Source organism: Paenibacillus riograndensis SBR5 (assembly GCF_000981585.1).
In the GTDB taxonomy this organism is placed as follows: domain Bacteria; phylum Bacillota; class Bacilli; order Paenibacillales; family Paenibacillaceae; genus Paenibacillus_AQ; species Paenibacillus_AQ riograndensis.
The window spans coordinates 6349587-6366193 of sequence record NZ_LN831776.1; the positions used below are offsets into that span (position 1 = coordinate 6349587).

A 16607-nucleotide genomic window follows, 5' to 3' on the forward strand; every position below is an offset into this window, starting at 1 on the left:
TATACATAATATCTAGATATGAGTTCTCCATTATTATATAATTGTTCCCCATACCAGTTGCTCCGAGTCCCTTTCCAAATAGAAGATGTGGAATAACCGACCTTAAATCATTAATATAGTACGCCCAATGTACAAACCTAGGATCAGTAAAATTTGTATCTCCTGAAATATTTTTATTGAATCTTGTTATAATTATATTCACTATATTAGGATATAGAAAAATTAAACTGATTAGCAAAATTATACTTATAACAGCAAACCTCACCTTAGAAAACTTATTCATTTGCACAAAATAGAATATTAGCAGTACTACCGAAATAAGGATACACCATCTTGATTGACTTAATAATATAAAAAGAAAATCAATAAAGATAAGGACGTATGATAACCATGTTTTCTTTCTAGTACTTGCAATTTTGATTGCAAGTATCATTACTAAAAAATACCCGAATACATTAGGATCATTATAAATTCCTAGTATTCTATTGTATTGAGAAAATACCACGAAATTTGTTTTGACAATATACGGATCACTAAATGTAAGATAATAACCTCTAACTAAGTTAGGTAAAAGGAACTGAATCGTACCCATTATATAGCAAATCAATAAAGCAATCTTAGGTAAAAAGTAACTGAAATTATACCTATCTGAAAATTGGACACAGTAGTAAAATAAAAAGGGTAATAATAATTGTCTTATTTCATTTATTGCATCACCCAAATTATATTGAGTATACGACAAATTTAAAAGTAAGATTAAAATGAGTAAATAATGTAAAAATATACTTGTAACCTTTACGCGTTTAAAATTCGCAAATATATATGTTATCAAATATAGAATTACAAGATATTCTAAACATTCAACAAAACTATTATTAAAGCCTATTTTTAAAAATGGAGTTAGAACTATAAAGTTAAATATTAAATAAAGCACTTTTTCATTTAGAATTAGTTGCTTTATGCCTTTGGTATGAGTTGCAATATTCGTCACACATCCTTTTCACTGAAAATTCACTACTAATCAAATTAGTAGCCTTAACACTTATTTTATTTAAATCAATATTACCGTTAATTAATTTTGGCAAAAGATCTAACCAATCAGATTCAGAATTAATAATAAAACCATTCACTTTATTTTGTATAACTTCGTATATTGCACCCACGTTATTGGCAACTACTGGTAATCCACAAGCCATTGCTTCTAGCATTACTAGTGGTAACCCTTCTTTTCTTGAAGGTAGCAGTAGAAAATCAAACTTTATTAACTCAGAGTTAATGTCAGATTTAGGTCCAATAAATTCCACACAATCATTAAGTTTAAGTTTATTAACTAATTCTAGTAAATGTATTTTTTCCTCACCTTCACCGATTACAGTAAATTTGTATTTATTTATTAAGAGTGGTTCAATACTCTTGAGGATGGGGATCAATAAATCTAACCCCTTCTGTTTATTCAACCTTCCTACAAAACCTATTTTTGTAACACCCTCGATTTTAACGTCTGTTTTTTTTACGTTTGGTATTTCAACTCCATTATAAATATGATTAATCGAAACATATCCATATTGCGCTTGAATATATTCTTTCAAAATTTTCGAGGTTGATATCCAATGATCAACGTTTTTAGCTAAGATAAGCTTGTCAAATAAACCTATTGAATCCCTATCTTGCATGTGTTGAGTCCTGAAATGTATACTGTTTCTTAAGAAAAGAGCAACATTTATACACGCTTTCCTAGAATGAGTATGAATAATATCAGGTTTAATTTCCCTAACAACTTTTCTATAAAATAAAATCCTTTTAAAACTAAACTTCCTTTGATTATCGTAATCTAATTCTATTAGGTTAACTGAATCTTGAAGAAAAAAGGATTCCATAAAACTCTTTTTGAATTTTTTAGGTATTGCAACAAAAACCTCGAAATTTGAACTATTATTTTTATAGAGATCAGATACTATACGTTCTACCCCCCCGATTGACGAAGGCTCTAATATATGTAATATTTTCAATTCATCACCACATATAATTTATTTGTTTTCATTTAATATCCTTCATTAATTCTTTACCAAACATATCAATATTTTCTCTATAATCTAATAAATTGTTGATTAACATATCACAAGTAGCATAATAGTTCAAAAAATTTTGCGTTCTATTCTCCACCACAATATTTAATCGGTCATAAATTTCTTCCCCTGATAAGTTATCGAGATCTTCTAAATCTATTCCTAAGTCATATTTTTTTAATATGTCAATTTGTGAATCCACACCTGACAAAATTATGTGAAGACCACCTTCTAAGTAATCTGCAAACTTAGTTGGGAACGCTACTTTGTTTGTTAGGTTAGTCTCTCTTAGTATAACACCGACATCACAAGCAGTTAACGCTAGAGGCACCTCATCAGACTTTAATGACTTTAATATAATCTTCTCTGAACCAATCATTCTATCTTTTATATATTCTATATTTGTTGAAAAGATGCAAACTCTAAATTTTTCATTGATTTTCAATATGCGTTCTAAAAATCCTAGAGTTTCATCTATCATTTGCCATTTAGAAATCCCTCCGGAATATACAAAAACTATTTCATCTTTTTTTATTCCAAGCTTCTTCCTCCATGCTTCTCTATGCATTAATCTTTCTTGCGAATTTTTAATTAATCCATAGTTACCGCATGGTATTTGGAAAAAAACATCATTCTCCAGATTATAATTTCCTATTAGATAATTTTTCAAAGCATCGGAGACGACCAATATACCATCGCACTTAACAATTATGTTCTTGGTCTCTTTCTTTATAATATAGACAATAACCTTAAATATACTTCTCTTCAATAATGTTCCATATTCACTTAATTCTTCATCGCAACCATGAACATCCATAAACAGCTTACATACATTTTCGCTTTTATACTTCAATAGAATATCATAAAAAAAAATGTGAAGTCCTGAAACAATAACTCTCTCAGGCTTATTCTCATTTAAATACACTCTCAATTCCTTTCTAAAGTTAAGTAAATCTTTTATAAAACTCCTTTTTCTAAAACCTACCTTAATTAGATATTCAAAATCTTCCGAATTATAGAAATCAGTTTTTTTAATACGCATTTCTCTTTGAAAAGAAATCACTTTTGTTTTAATACTAAATTCAGAATTAAGTACCTCTGCCCTTCTTTTTATCAACTTATATTCACCGCTAGATTGATAGATATTCCTTGTTGTTACTAATAACACTTCCATGTTTTAATCTCCTAATTCCCTAAAACATTTTGTTGTATTTTATAATTTCAATGTTAGTTCTTTTTTGTACCATTCCACAAATTTTAAAATCCCATCTAATATTGGAGTATTTGGCTTAAATCCCACATCATTAATAAGATCATTTACATCTGCATAAGTCTGATACACATCTCCAGGCTGCATAGGGTAGTATTCCTTAACAGCTTCTTTACCAACTGCTTTTTCAATTACTTCAATGAAGTCCATTAATTTTTCCGGTTTGTTATTTCCGATATTGTATATTTTATAAGGTGGTATCATAGTCAACGCAGGAGAATTGTCAACCAAACGTAGTATGCCGTCAATAATATCATCAATATAAGTAAAGTCTCGGTACATATCGCCGTTATTAAAAATCTTTATAGGTTCTCCTTCAATTATAGCTTTTGTAAAAGAAAAGTACGCCATATCAGGACGACCATAAGGTCCGTATACTGTGAAAAAACGTAATCCTGTAGTAGGAATACTAAATAAATGACTATATGTATGAGCCATTAATTCACTAGATTTTTTGGTAGCAGCATATAAACTAACTGGGCGATCCACCATATCATCGGTTGAAAAAGGAATTTTTTCATTGGCTCCATAAACAGAGCTAGACGATGCATATATAAGATGCTCTACATTATGATGCCTACACATTTCAAGTATATTTAAAAAACCTACTATGTTAGATTGAATATAGGTGTCCGGGTTTTCCAGACTATACCTAACCCCTGCTTGTGCTGCTAAATTAATTACAATATCTATTTCGGTATCCGTGAACATTTGCTCTAGATATTCTTTATCAATTAAATCAGCCTTATGGAAAACAAAGTTATCATATTTTTGCAACAAGCTCAGACGTTCGTATTTAAGATTTACATCGTAATATTCGTTGATATTATCAAATCCTATAACATTACAACCTAATCGTAATAATCTCAATGATAGGTGCATACCAATAAATCCTGCTGCTCCTGTAATTAAATATGTTTTTGTATTATCTATAGGTTTTAGTTGCATAGTTAAACCCCTACTCCATAGTATTTAAAGCCTTTTTCGAGCATTGTAGCTTTATTGTAAATATTTCTTAAATCAAAGAAAAACTCCCCACCATTTATGTCTCTTAGTTTATCAAAATCCAGATTTCTGAATTCATTCCATTCTGTAAGCAGGACAATTGCCTCTGTATCTTTTATAGCATCGTAGGTGTCTTCAGACCATTCAATAGCCTCTTCAATGTTTTTAAGCCTCCATGTTCCTTCCTTTTTCCCTTCAGGATCATATATTTTCAGTTTTGCACCCCGACTAACAAGTTCAGGTAAAATTATTAATGAAGGAGCATCTCTCATATCGTCCGTTTTAGGTTTGAAGGTTATACCTAGTACAGCAATAGTCTTACCATTAACATCCTCCATCGCACTCACAATCTTATCCACCATTCTCTTCTTTTGTCTTTCATTTGCTTGGACAGTAGTTTCAATAAGAGAGATTGGTTCACCCACATCTTGGGCAATCCGTGCTAATGCCATTGTGTCTTTAGGGAAGCAGCTCCCACCATATCCGGGCCCAGCGTGCAAAAACTTAGGAGAAATTCGCCCGTCTTGCCCCATAGCCTTTGCAACTTTTTGAACATCTGCTCCCACTTGTTCGCATACATTTGCAACTTCATTTATAAAGGTGATTTTCATTGCTAGAAACGCATTAGAGGCATACTTTATCATTTCAGCTGTCTCAATGTTCGTTTCAACAAATGGAGTCTCATTAATATATAGAACTCTATATACCTCTTTCATCACTTCAAAAGCACGATCACTTTCTGCACCAATTACTACACGATCTGGATGAGTGAAGTCTTGAACTGCTGATCCTTCTCTCAGAAACTCAGGATTTGAAACAACATCAAATGCATATTCCAATCCTCTGCTTATAAGAGTCTCTTGAATCATCGCTTTAACTTTTTGTCCGGTTCCAATAGGTACTGTTGATTTATCTACAATAACCTTATATCCATTCATGTACTCTGCTATACTCTTGGCAACAGCTAGGACATATTGAAGATCTGCGCTACCATCATCTGCTGGCGGAGTACCGACAGCTATAAATATTACATCATTATTCTCAACTGCTTCTTTTATATTTGTAGTGAAATCAAGACGCTTATTTTTGTAATTCTTCTTAACTACATTTTCAAGGCCAGGCTCATAAATAGGAATAATCCCTTGCTTCAAATTATTAATCTTGGTTTCATCAATATCTACACATGTTATCGTATGCCCAAAATCAGAAAGAATCGCTCCTGATACTAGACCTACATATCCCGTTCCTACTACAGCAATTTTGGACATTTCATACACTCCATATCATTATTGATAATTACAGATTTGTTCAATTTTATCCATGTATGCCTTTATGACTATCTTTCTATCAAATTCTTTCTCCACTTTTAATCGTGCGTTTATCCCCATCTGCTTTTTGTCACCATAAGATAGTTGGAGGAAACTCTCGATTTTCTCAACTAAATCATCTGTATTTCTAGCTCCAAAAGTATATCCATTACTTCCCACATCGATAGTTTCTCTGCAACCAGGAATATCAGAAGCAATTAAAACACGACCAGTGGCTGCTGTCTCCAGCAAGACATTTGATAAACCTTCTCCACCATGAGAAGCTTGAATAATGCAATGTGATTGTTCTATAAAAGGCTTTACATCCGATTGATATCCTAAATAGCGTATGTTTCCTTGCTTACTGTATTCTGCAATCATTTCATTGTAGTGTGGGTGAGTTGTTTCAATAAAACCTATAACATTAAAGATCGTCTCAGGATACTTCTCTTTAATTTTCTTGGAAGCTTCCAAATATTGATCAATTCCCTTGTCCTGCATAATTCTCCCGATGAAAATAAAGGTTACATTATTCCCTTCTGGGGGGAAAGGCTTTAAATCAAAATCGTTCAAATTAACTCCTGAACCAGGAATTAGCTCATGATTACTTTTTATAACTCCGCTTTTTAATAATGTGTTCTGATCTTCAGTATTCTGAAAGAAAACACAATAAGATCGTTTTAAACTTACTTTGTAAAGCAACGATAGAAATTGTTTCAGCAGAGGATTATGCCCAAATCCACTTCCTAATCCAGTAATATTATTGATACAAGGAATATTCAATAATCTGCAGGCTAATCCACCATAAAGATTTGGTTTAATTGTATAGGTAAGTACTACGTCAGGTTTTATTTCCTTTATGACTTTTATGTAATGCAATATTAATTTGAAATCAGCAAATGGATTAGTCCCCCTTCTATCCACCTTTGTTTCCACAAACTTACATCCCCAGCCAACCATTGTATCTACTTTTTCATCAGCAGGAAGTGAAATGTACACCTCATAGTCTTGCCTTAATAACTCTTGTATAAGTTCTTTTCTAAAATTATATATAACAAATCCATGGTTACCGAGTAACAAAACTTTCTTCTTCATTAATATTCTCCGCCTAGTTACATACTTATTTTTATAGATTCTTCAAAATCAGTAACACAATAATCAAAAGGTGGTATCAATTCTTGATCATAAGATTTGTTTCCAAATACCTTATTAATCAAGTTGATTCTTCCAGACATAATTTTCAGTAATGGATTGAAAAATTTCACCAATCTAATTCTCCTATTCATTGTTGAAGCCATTACTCTGATAATATCTGTTGTGCAAATATATTGTTTATTCTGTGGAAAGAAAATTCCTGTGACTTCTTTATCAATCACTACTCTAAAAAATTCGCAAAGATTATCTATAAAAATCATGCTTCTTTCATTTTGAATATCCGGAAAGACAGGTAATTTTTCAGCCAGCAATCTAAGTCTAGGGAAATTACCTTTACAATTTGGTCCATACACCATTGGTATTCTTACGGAAACCGCCATGAACTGTGCATTAGTTAATTTCTGGATCGCAACATCAGCTTCTAGTTTACTTTTCCCGTAGAAATCTACTGGATTAGGGATTGTATTTTTAGAGACAACCTTAGTCTCACCAATCTTACCGTCCGAACCATATATAATCATGCTACTCATAAAAATAAATTGCTTAACCTTCTGCTGCTTAGCTTTATTTGCAACCTCAATGGCCAAGTCGCGATTAATTCTATAGTACTCTGACTCCTTACTCGGATCAGCAGATACATGGGCTATCCCGGCTACATGCAACACCACATCATAAATCGAAAAATCATGTTTCTTCCATTCTTCGCCTCTAACAGAAATCTCTTCTACTTCATATTGCTCTGGCCATTGCTGCAACCATTTAATAAAACTAGTGCCTATATAACTCCCTTTTCCAGTTATTAATATTTTTCGTTTATCCATCTTATAAAGTAACTCCTTTGGTGTTCGATGTCACATCTTGATCGTCTGCACCTTCTCTAACACCATCTGACTTTAGAACGCTTAATACGGTTCTTACAAAAACCTTTAAATCAAAAATAAAGGTAATGTTTACAGTATATTCACCATCCAGTTTGGCCTTCTCTTCAATAGGCAATTCATCTCTTCCATTAATCTGTGCCCATCCGGTCAAACCGGGCTTAATATCATTCGCTCTGTACTTATCACGTTCAGCTATCAGATCATACTGATTCCATAATGCTGGACGTGGTCCAATGATACTCATTTCGCCTTTAAGTATATTTATAATCTGAGGAAGTTCATCCAAGCTTGTTTTCCTTAGAAATTTGCCGACTGAAGTGATGAAAAAGTCAGGATCTTGCAGTAAATGAGTCGGCATATCACTTGGTGTATCCGTACGCATGGTCCTAAACTTCAAAATATAAAATTCACTCTTGTTCTTCCCTAGCCGCTTTTGTTTGAATAGTACTGGTCCTTTTGAAGTGAGCTTGATTACCACTGCGATAATCAAGAAAAAAGGCCATAACAGGAATATTCCGATTAGAGCCATCATAAAATCTGCGATTTGTTTTATTACGATATAATGTCTCATTTGTTCACCTAATCCTTATGAACTCTTTACTATGCAATCCCATCACTTACCAGATGAAGTGATGGGATTTTCAGTAATTAATCAAAGGTAACTATTGTGACTCATCCCCCAAGCTTCGACAATCCTAGCTGAACCGAGTCATTAAATGCTTTTCTATACTCAGCGATGATTGCTGTGCTGTAACCATTATTGTTTAGTTTTTGTTCAGCATCAGCTACTATACTATTAAAGCTGGAAGTAAATGAGGCGAGTTGTTCCTTACCTTTGGCTTTTAGTGCATTCCTTGTGGCATCATCTGTTGCTGCAAAGTATTCAAGAGCAAGACCGCCGAGTGAGGATTGGGCTTCGGATTTCAATGCATTCAACCTATCTTCAGTTTCACTGGTGATAGCCTCATAAGATACCTTACCATTGGAAGATCCACCGCCTGTGGCTCCTCCCGCAGCACCGGGTGCAGCCGAAGCAACTGGTGTGGATGTCGCATTTGGCTTAGAGGTAGCTGTAGGATTCGCTGTTGCTCCTGGAGCAGAGACATTACCTTGGCCTGTTCCATTAGCACTCCCAGGCGATTGCTCTTGATAAGATTTGGAAGCAGCTGTAATGGTCTTATTTTTTTGATCCCAGCTAATGGAATTCCCTACAGATTCCGATAAAAAGCGAAGGGGGACGTATAACGATCCATTCAGTAAATAGCTGCCTTGACCGGAAGGAACAGCCTTAGCGGAACCACTAAATACGTAGCTGGCTTTTACTTTTCCGAGTACGATGTTTTTGCTTGCAGTAGCTGCGCCACTCCCATTTCCGGCATTCATTAAGTACTCCTTGATCACTACCAATTCAGAACTGCTTGGTTCAGCCACTGTAACTTTTACATTCTTGGCGTCCCAGCTCACACTCTTCTGCAAGGCGTAGGACATAAAGCGCAGAGGTACATAAGTTGTATTGTTATACATAAATACATATTGTCCGGCAGGCGGCTGTATGGTCACTCCGTCAAAGACCATCTTCACGTTCATAGTGGGAACTTTGATCGAATCCGTAACTGTAGATGCTGATGCAGACAATGGAGCGGATGCAGTTAGTGGAGCTATCCCAATCAACATCAGCAGCATCAATGCTACAGCGGGAAATTTCGCTTTAGACACAATCATTCACTTCCTTCCTTTTGAGCTTGTTGTTCATTTTTCAATTGTTCTTCTTTGGCATTGGCTTCTTCTGAAGCAAGAATCTCGTCACGTGTTTTCCCTTGACTAACACCATATTTTTTAGCGACCTGTGAAAGCTCATTATATTGTTCTTCTGAAACCTTACTAAGAATAATACTGCGGGCTTCTCGTTTCTCTTCTACTGTTAAGCCACCTTTGGCTAACTCTTGAAGCCGTTTGATATCTGAGAGGCTTAGTTGGCCCATTACAATTGCAGCCACATCTGCCTTATCTTTAACCGTTACACTTTCTTGAATCTCCTTTGCTTTATCGGTTGAAACCTGGGCGGTGTAACCGTTTTTAGCAGGTCCTTTATCAGTAGCGGAAGCACTTGTTGGATTCTTTGTACTAGCAGCCGTTTGTCCATCATTATCCGCCTTTTTATCACCGGCACCCTCTGAAGCCGGAGTACTCGAAGGTGATACCGCGGTTGTTGGCTCTACATTCGATGTTGGCTCTACTTTCGATCCTGGTGCTGCTGAGGCCGTTGGCTCCGCAGTTGCGTCCCCCGCAGCTACAGGAGGTTCAACAATTTCTCCTTGGGTTGCATTACTGGTAGTCTCGTCTGCTTCTACGTTGAAGCCGTCAGCCATCGAACTCATTAACTTATCTACTGCATAGTTGGCAGCGAACAGGCCCGCAACTCCTAACACGACAATCACCGACAGCGTCCAGAACAATACTTTCTTCCATCTTTTGTTGAACACTTCAGGTACCTCCATAGGAATGAATTAGCTAATCGCAGCTTGAGCTACCGGCTGCATCGGCACAATCTGGTTAATGACTTCACGAATAGCGTCTCCGTCTTCGGATAATACACGTTCCAGGCGTTTGAACTCCAGCTCCAGCTGATTCTGGCTAAGGACGTTGGGTCTGCCGATGAAGATCCGGTTATGCCGGGTGGAACCCAGATTCTCCTCGGCTGTCAGCAGTTCTTCGTACAGCTTCTCACCTTCCCGTATTCCGGAGAAGGTAATCTCAATATCCTTGTAAGGCTCATAGCCGGACAAGGTAATCAGGTCCTCGGCTAAGGTCAGAATCCTCACTGGTTGGCCCATATCCAGTACAAAGACTTCTCCGCCATTTGCGAATGATCCGGATTGGATGACCAGCTGGACCGCTTCCGGAATCGTCATAAAATAGCGTACCATCTCGGGATGGGTTACGGTAACCGGTCCGCCCGCAGCGATCTGCTGTTTGAAGGCGGGAATGACGCTTCCCCGGCTGCCCAAGACATTCCCGAAACGTACTGCTGAGAATTTGGTTGGGCTGGAGGTATTGAGGCTCTGGACATACATTTCTGCGATACGTTTGGTGGCTCCCATCACACTGGTTGGATTTACGGCTTTGTCAGAGGAGATCAACACGAACCGTTCCGCTCCATATTTGTCAGCACAGTCAGCTACATTGCGGGTCCCGAAGACATTGTTCTTAATGGCCTCGGAGGGATTACGTTCCATCAGAGGAACGTGCTTATGCGCTGCCGCATGAAAGACTACATGCGGGCTGTGACTCTGGAATACTTCCATCATCCGCGTGCGGTCCTGAACATCCGCAATTACGGTAACAATGTTCAGATCCGGGAAGCTCTTGCGCAATTCCATCTCTATCGTGTAAATGCTATTTTCGCCGTGTCCGAGAATTAACAGCTTGTCTGGGGCAAAAGGGGAGATCTGACGGCATAGCTCAGAGCCAATCGAACCTCCGGCTCCGGTGACTAATACCGTCTTGTTATGTACATACCCGAGAATGCTGTTCATGTCAGCCACAATCGGTTCGCGTCCGAGCAAATCTTCTACGCTGACATCACGCAGCTTTTTTACCGAAATTTTGCCGGCAATCAAGTCATTAAGTGCAGGAATGATCTTCAGCTTGGCCCCGGTGGCCTTCGCCAGGTTAATAATCTCAGAGATTTCCGTTCGGGATACAGAAGGCATAGCGATAATAATCTCATGAATTTCGAGTTCCTTCACAAGCCGGGGAATATCATAACGGTTGCCGAGAACGGGTACCCCCAAGATAGACAGATGGTATTTATCTGCACTGTCATCAATGAAGCCAACAATTCGCGTATGCGCAAACGATGGACCCATCATTTCCCGGGCGATCAGTATTCCGCAGTCACCGGCACCCACAATCAGGGTATGAGTCTCTGTATCCTTGGAGTTAATACGATCATTGCGGAACACTCTCCAGCAGAAGCGGACTCCGCCCACCAGGAGCAGGATCGTTTCCATCGCGCGCACCTCAATGCTGAGGGGGACCCGTTCCGGCAAAATGATAAATGCCGCCACAAAGGAAAGAACAGCTCCTACAACGATCGCTTTGAATACAGAAATGATCTCATCAATGCTGGCATACTGCCATAATCTGCGGTACAAGCCAAAATAGATCAGACTGCCTCCAAAGGTTACTGTCGCAATAAGACCGAACACCAGCATCTGAAGCGTATATTCGTCAGGTATGCCCTTGGAAAACCGGAACATATAAGAAGTCACGATACTGAACCAGATGATCGCAAGGTCAATGAGGAATAATAAATAAACTCTGGTTTTCGCTGTCATTTTCAGTGCCTCCAAAAATAACATTTTTCTCTAAACAACTTAATTCCCGTAGTAGTAGTAATAATAACCTTCACTGGCTTTGCGCTTCACATTGTTCAGTACGACTCCCAGCATCTTCGCACCAACACGGTCAAGGTTAGCCTTGGCCTTGGCTGCGATATCCCGCTTCACTTTGCCATAGCTGACCACCATAATGACTCCGTCACTCTTGGAGGCGATAATTTGTGCATCTGTGACAGCCAAAAGGGGCGGAGTATCGAACAAAATCATATCGTAGCGCTGGCGCAGCTCCTGCAGCACAGCACTCATCCGGTTGGAGGCCATCATTTCTGCCGGATTTGGGGGAATTGGACCTGAAGTCATGATGGAGAGATTAGCTACACCTGAATCCTGAACGACATCCTCCAGATCAGCCTGCTGCGACAGCAGCGAAGACAGTCCAGCACGGTTGCTTAACGAAAATGTTTTGTGAGCTGTAGGCTTGCGCAAATCCCCATCAATCAGCAAAACTTTTTTGTCCGCTTGGGCATAAGCTGCCGCAAGGTTGGCCGTAACCGTAGACTTTCCTTCTTCAGGGCCGGAGGAGGTAACCATAATGATCTGGATCTGCTCGTCTACGGAAGAGAAATCAATGTTCGTCCGCAGAGCGCGAAAAGCTTCCGATACAGGCGAACGCGGATTGGTCACGGTAATGAGATGGCGTTGTTTACTTGGCTGCTGTGACATGTTCGAGTTCTCCTGCCTTTCTGGTCAGCTTCTGGGCCTGTAATTCTGTGGACTTCGTTTCCTCTTGCCCCAGTCTGGTGATCATGGCGATCGTAGGCAGACCCAGATATTTCTCGATATCCTCTTCGGTCTTCAAGGTGTCATCCAGGTATTCCAGCAGGAAGGCGATGCCCAGACCAATCATCAATGAAACGATAAAAGCAATTGCCAGATTCATTACAACGTTAGGCTCAACAGGTCCCGGCGCAACCGGCGGATCAACCTTAGCCTCATTCAGGATGGATACGTTCTGCACATTGAACAGGGACGGAATCTCCTGCTTGAACACAAGTGAAATGGCATTCACGATTTCTGCAGCTCTCTGGTACGAATTATCTCGAACGACAAGTGTCATCACCTGCGTATTATTTACAGAACTCACATTAACCTTCTTGAGCAGATCTTCCGCAGTAAGATTGAATTGCGGATAGTTCTTGGCTACGACATCCAGAATAGCGGGTGTTTTGATAATTTCCTTGTACGTATTAATTAACTGAATATTGGTATTGATCTGATTAAGGTCAAGCTGTGCCACAGTAGACTGTGTAGGCGTCTGATTAACGATAATCTTGGTGGAGGCTTCATACACCGGATTCTTAATATATAGGCTGTATACTCCGGCAAGAATACAAACCGCAACCACAATGCTTACAATCATCCACAGTCTCTTCCTGACGATCTGGAAATAATCGCGAAGATCCAATTCTTGTGCTGACAAGTGAATTTCCCTCCAAGCTGTTTCTGTAATATTCATCCTATACACAGTGAACTCGTGAATCTTGAATATGAGTTCGCAAGTTCAATGTATATAAGCTAAAAAAGTGCCTCCTCTCACCGAGACGAGAGGAGGCTCTCCACTTGCTTATAATAAAAACTTTTACTTGAAGTTGATGGTACGGTAGATGATTACAGCTGCTTCTGCACGGGTTGCTGTGTTGTTCGGGTTGAACTTGCCGGCATTGCCGATAACAAGGTTATGGCTAGCTGCAAAGGCTACTCCATCTTTCAGGGAAGCGGCGATTTTCGCAGCATCCGCGAATTTAGTCAACGACGAAGCATCTCCTGCAGTTGCTTGCGGGTTAACAGTCTTAACCGCACGGGCAATCATCGTTGCCATTTCAGCACGGGTGATGGTTGCGTTTGGATCGAACTGGGAAGCACTGCGGCCCGTAACGATGCCCTTCTCAGCAGCAACGGCTACATAAGGAGCGTACCAGGCTGTGGAGGCAACATCGCCGAAGCTTTCAGTAGCTGTGCTGTTCTCCAGGTTCAGCGCACGGATCAGCATCTTGGAGAATTCAGCGCGGGTAACATTGCTCTTCGGAGCGAACTTGCTTGCGCCAACACCTTCAATTGCGCCTTTAGCGGCTACAACTTGAATTTGTCTTCCAGCCCATGCTTGTACGCTTGCAACGTCGTTGAAGTTCACTTTGTTCTCAACGACTGCATAAGTTGAGAAGGTATCGCGCGGTTCAACGATATAGTCACCATCAACTACGCCGCCATGGAATTCGAGAGTTTTGTAGACCACCTTCGACACGGAGAGCAATTCCTTATCCAGGCCTGTTGTATTAGCCAAAGGAAGCTTAATAGTCAATGGCTGTTTGAAGGTTGATGTCTTCACGCCGCCTACTGTCAGATCGAAACTGTACACTTTCGAAGCCAGCTTCAGGCTTGTCAGAGAAGTTACTGTTGCGTCATCTTCATTCGTAACTGTCAGTGTTACTGCATCACTGAACTGGGATACCGGAATTGTAACTGTCAGCCCGTTGAAAGTTACTGCGATATTAGCAATGCCTTTTGCTTTGGCGGCTTCAATGATCACTTTGGACAGTGGAACTTCTATTACCTTAGCGTTGACAGTCCCCAAGTTCAGAGTAAGGGTAAGACCAGTCTTGCCAGGGTTCGCGGCCAGCAATGCGTCAAATGCCTTGATCACATCAGCGTCAACCAGCTTCAGGGTTGCTTTGTCGCCGACAATGCTAACCAATTTGGAAACATCATAGATTCCAGGAGTAGCAGTTGGGTTAGTGACTACTACAGCAGTGCCGCCACCGCCGCCACCACTACCACTACCACTTCCAGGGTTAGTAGTAGTCAACGGATAAGCACGAAGATAGGCCGAAGCAAGTGATTGTGCTGCTTTTCTGGAAGATTTAATTTCTGTATTCACATTAACGAAGGTCTGTACGAGATCATCAGCAGAAATGTTCAAATTAGCAAATGCTTGACTAACAGTTAACGCGCCAGTACCAATCTTACGATCGAGAACCTTGTAGACAGCATCCTTCACCAGAGTCTTCTGGTAAACAGGATCAGCAAGGTTGACCAGGTCTGCGCCGGATTTGTTTGCCAGCAAAGTGCGAAGTTCTGCTTCCACGCCGTTAGTAGCGAAGAAGAAATCCAGAATGTCGTCGAAGCTGAGATTTGGAACTTTGGCCTGGTCTGCAATAGAGTTGAACAAAGCAACGTTGGCCTCATCATAACGGATACCCTTAAGCACATCGAAATCATTTGCATACACATCGTATACTACACTGGAAACGCTTTTGAACAATTTCAAAGAAGTAGCTTTTTCTGTATCAGTCAGTTTAATATTCTTAAGAACCGGATGGAAGATTTCCTCGAACTTCGGTTGACTAAGTACAGCAACTTCATCTGAATAGTTTTTCAAATATGTTGCTTCTGTTACGGTCAAGTTTTTGTAAATAGTCGTAATCTTGTCCTTAACGGTCTGATGGCCAACTTCAGCCGCTGCAGCGGTTCCAACCAGTCCAAGATGTTGAGCCAGACCAGTACTGCTGAACGGAAAACCTGCAAAGGATGCTGCTGTCATGCTTGCTGCTAATGTTGATACTGCTAACTTTTTCTTCAAAGACACTTTTCATCCACCTCTTTGTATGTATTTATATTTCTAGTACTACTCTAGCATAGATAGAGCCGAAACCCTATGACTACACTACTCTGATAAAAAATAACAATAAACCAGTAATACCCATTCTACCATCAATAGGACGCGAGGTCACCCTTTACGAGAAAAAAATCCGAACAATCTATGAAGTTTTTTGTGAGATTGTAGATAATCTGCTCGAATAATCTCTTCATTATTAACGATTCTTAGCGCATTTTGACGAAAAAGATCGGATGCTGTCGTTCCTAATTCTTTGGTCAAAACCCCGTATGCCTCACTCAGACCAAAAGGACGATACTGATTGTCATGGGCGTCCGAGGCAATCACATGTACAGCATTCCTGCGGCACAGGTCCAGTGACAGCTTCTGCAGCTTGCTTCCGAATGTTCCGGCCAGGCTCTGGGCAGTAAGCTGGCCCAGTGCGCCCAGCTCTATTAATCTTGTCAACTTGGAAGGATCGACAGCTACCTCGGCATTGCGCTCCGGATGGGCAATTACGGGCACAAAGCCTTGAATCAGCAGTTCATGGCAGGTCTCTTCCATTGAACGCGGTACCCGGGAAGAAGGCATTTCCAGCAAAATATACCGTGAACCTGCAAGCGTCAGAAGCTGGCCCTGCTCCAGATCATTCAGCAGATCACTATAAATGCGGATTTCCTGGCCGGGAAGCACCTGCAGCGGAAGACCGGCCTGCCGGAGTCTCTGATTCAGCTGCTCCACAGCTTGTCCTATATTCGGAGCGGGGTTCAAATAGACTCCGTTGGCATGATGAGGTGTGGCGACAACAGCGGAAATTCCATCCTTCCCGGCAGCCTGAGCCATAGCAAGAGCCGCGTCCCAATCGGCAGCCCCGTCGTCCATGAAGGGTAGAATGTGACTATGGATATCTATCATATGCTTTTTATCG

14 protein-coding genes are annotated in these 16607 nt (G+C 39.8%); all 14 read right to left on the reverse strand.

The features are described 5' to 3' along the window. Positions 1-938: 938 nt before the first annotated feature. The 14 genes from PRIO_RS26860 to PRIO_RS26925 all read right to left on the reverse strand — a co-directional run bounded on the left by PRIO_RS26860 (position 939) and on the right by PRIO_RS26925 (position 16594). The gene (locus PRIO_RS26860) at positions 939-2009 is read right to left on the reverse strand and encodes a glycosyltransferase (RefSeq protein ID WP_046505511.1); all 1071 of its coding nucleotides are present in this window, start codon (positions 2007-2009) and stop codon (positions 939-941) included. 28 nt (positions 2010-2037) lie between these two features. Continuing rightward, the gene (locus PRIO_RS26865; RefSeq protein WP_046505514.1) at positions 2038-3240 is read right to left on the reverse strand and encodes a glycosyltransferase family protein; all 1203 of its coding nucleotides are present in this window, start codon (positions 3238-3240) and stop codon (positions 2038-2040) included. A gap of 39 nt (positions 3241-3279) precedes the next feature. Continuing rightward, entirely contained in the window at positions 3280-4284 is a 1005-nt protein-coding gene (locus PRIO_RS26870; RefSeq protein WP_046505517.1) for an NAD-dependent epimerase, read from the reverse strand. Between the two features lie 2 nt (positions 4285-4286). Further along, entirely contained in the window at positions 4287-5609 is a 1323-nt protein-coding gene (locus PRIO_RS26875) for a UDP-glucose dehydrogenase family protein (protein ID WP_046505521.1), read from the reverse strand. 18 nt (positions 5610-5627) lie between these two features. After that, positions 5628-6743 carry a glycosyltransferase family 4 protein gene (locus PRIO_RS26880; RefSeq protein WP_046505524.1) on the reverse strand — a complete coding sequence of 372 codons (1116 nt, stop codon included), beginning with the start codon at positions 6741-6743 and terminating at the stop codon, positions 5628-5630. 17 nt (positions 6744-6760) lie between these two features. Continuing rightward, a complete protein-coding gene (locus PRIO_RS26885; RefSeq protein WP_046505527.1) occupies positions 6761-7624 on the reverse strand; it encodes an NAD-dependent epimerase/dehydratase family protein in 864 nt (287 codons plus the stop codon). 1 nt (position 7625) lies between these two features. Further along, the gene (locus PRIO_RS26890) at positions 7626-8255 is read right to left on the reverse strand and encodes a sugar transferase (protein ID WP_046505530.1); all 630 of its coding nucleotides are present in this window, start codon (positions 8253-8255) and stop codon (positions 7626-7628) included. 101 nt (positions 8256-8356) lie between these two features. Further along, positions 8357-9400: a copper amine oxidase N-terminal domain-containing protein gene (locus tag PRIO_RS26895; RefSeq protein ID WP_169316499.1), complete on the reverse strand. Its 1044-nt coding sequence runs from the start codon at positions 9398-9400 to the stop codon at positions 8357-8359. A 2-nt stretch (positions 9401-9402) separates the two neighbouring features. Continuing rightward, complete coding sequence (locus PRIO_RS34135; protein WP_020430230.1) at positions 9403-10167, reverse strand: RodZ family helix-turn-helix domain-containing protein; 765 nt, start codon at positions 10165-10167, stop codon at positions 9403-9405. 24 nt (positions 10168-10191) lie between these two features. Further along, entirely contained in the window at positions 10192-12024 is a 1833-nt protein-coding gene (locus PRIO_RS26905) for a polysaccharide biosynthesis protein (RefSeq protein ID WP_020430231.1), read from the reverse strand. A 39-nt stretch (positions 12025-12063) separates the two neighbouring features. Continuing rightward, the gene (locus tag PRIO_RS26910) at positions 12064-12750 is read right to left on the reverse strand and encodes a CpsD/CapB family tyrosine-protein kinase (protein WP_020430232.1); all 687 of its coding nucleotides are present in this window, start codon (positions 12748-12750) and stop codon (positions 12064-12066) included. Continuing rightward, positions 12731-13507: a YveK family protein gene (locus PRIO_RS26915; protein ID WP_020430234.1), complete on the reverse strand. Its 777-nt coding sequence runs from the start codon at positions 13505-13507 to the stop codon at positions 12731-12733. Before PRIO_RS26915 ends, PRIO_RS26910 begins: the two co-directional genes overlap by 20 nt. A gap of 159 nt (positions 13508-13666) precedes the next feature. Further along, positions 13667-15664: an S-layer homology domain-containing protein gene (locus tag PRIO_RS26920; RefSeq protein ID WP_231869762.1), complete on the reverse strand. Its 1998-nt coding sequence runs from the start codon at positions 15662-15664 to the stop codon at positions 13667-13669. A gap of 147 nt (positions 15665-15811) precedes the next feature. Continuing rightward, on the reverse strand, positions 15812-16594 hold the full coding sequence (locus PRIO_RS26925) for a tyrosine-protein phosphatase (RefSeq protein WP_039789794.1): 783 nt from the start codon (positions 16592-16594) through the stop codon (positions 15812-15814). Positions 16595-16607 lie beyond the last annotated feature (13 nt).

Bases quoted from the DNA above. Each gene is read 5' to 3' on its own strand.
- PRIO_RS26865 (WP_046505514.1), bottom strand. From the start codon at position 3,240: ATGGAAGTGTTATTAGTAACAACAAGGAATATCTATCAATCTAGCGGT.
- PRIO_RS26870 (WP_046505517.1), bottom strand. From the start codon at position 4,284: ATGCAACTAAAACCTATAGATAATACAAAAACATATTTAATTACAGGA.
- PRIO_RS26875 (WP_046505521.1), bottom strand. From the start codon at position 5,609: ATGTCCAAAATTGCTGTAGTAGGAACGGGATATGTAGGTCTAGTATCA.
- PRIO_RS26880 (WP_046505524.1), bottom strand. From the start codon at position 6,743: ATGAAGAAGAAAGTTTTGTTACTCGGTAACCATGGATTTGTTATATAT.
- PRIO_RS26885 (WP_046505527.1), bottom strand. From the start codon at position 7,624: ATGGATAAACGAAAAATATTAATAACTGGAAAAGGGAGTTATATAGGC.
- PRIO_RS26890 (WP_046505530.1), bottom strand. From the start codon at position 8,255: ATGAGACATTATATCGTAATAAAACAAATCGCAGATTTTATGATGGCT.
- PRIO_RS26905 (WP_020430231.1), bottom strand. From the start codon at position 12,024: ATGACAGCGAAAACCAGAGTTTATTTATTATTCCTCATTGACCTTGCG.
- PRIO_RS26910 (WP_020430232.1), bottom strand. From the start codon at position 12,750: ATGTCACAGCAGCCAAGTAAACAACGCCATCTCATTACCGTGACCAAT.
- PRIO_RS26925 (WP_039789794.1), bottom strand. From the start codon at position 16,594: ATGATAGATATCCATAGTCACATTCTACCCTTCATGGACGACGGGGCT.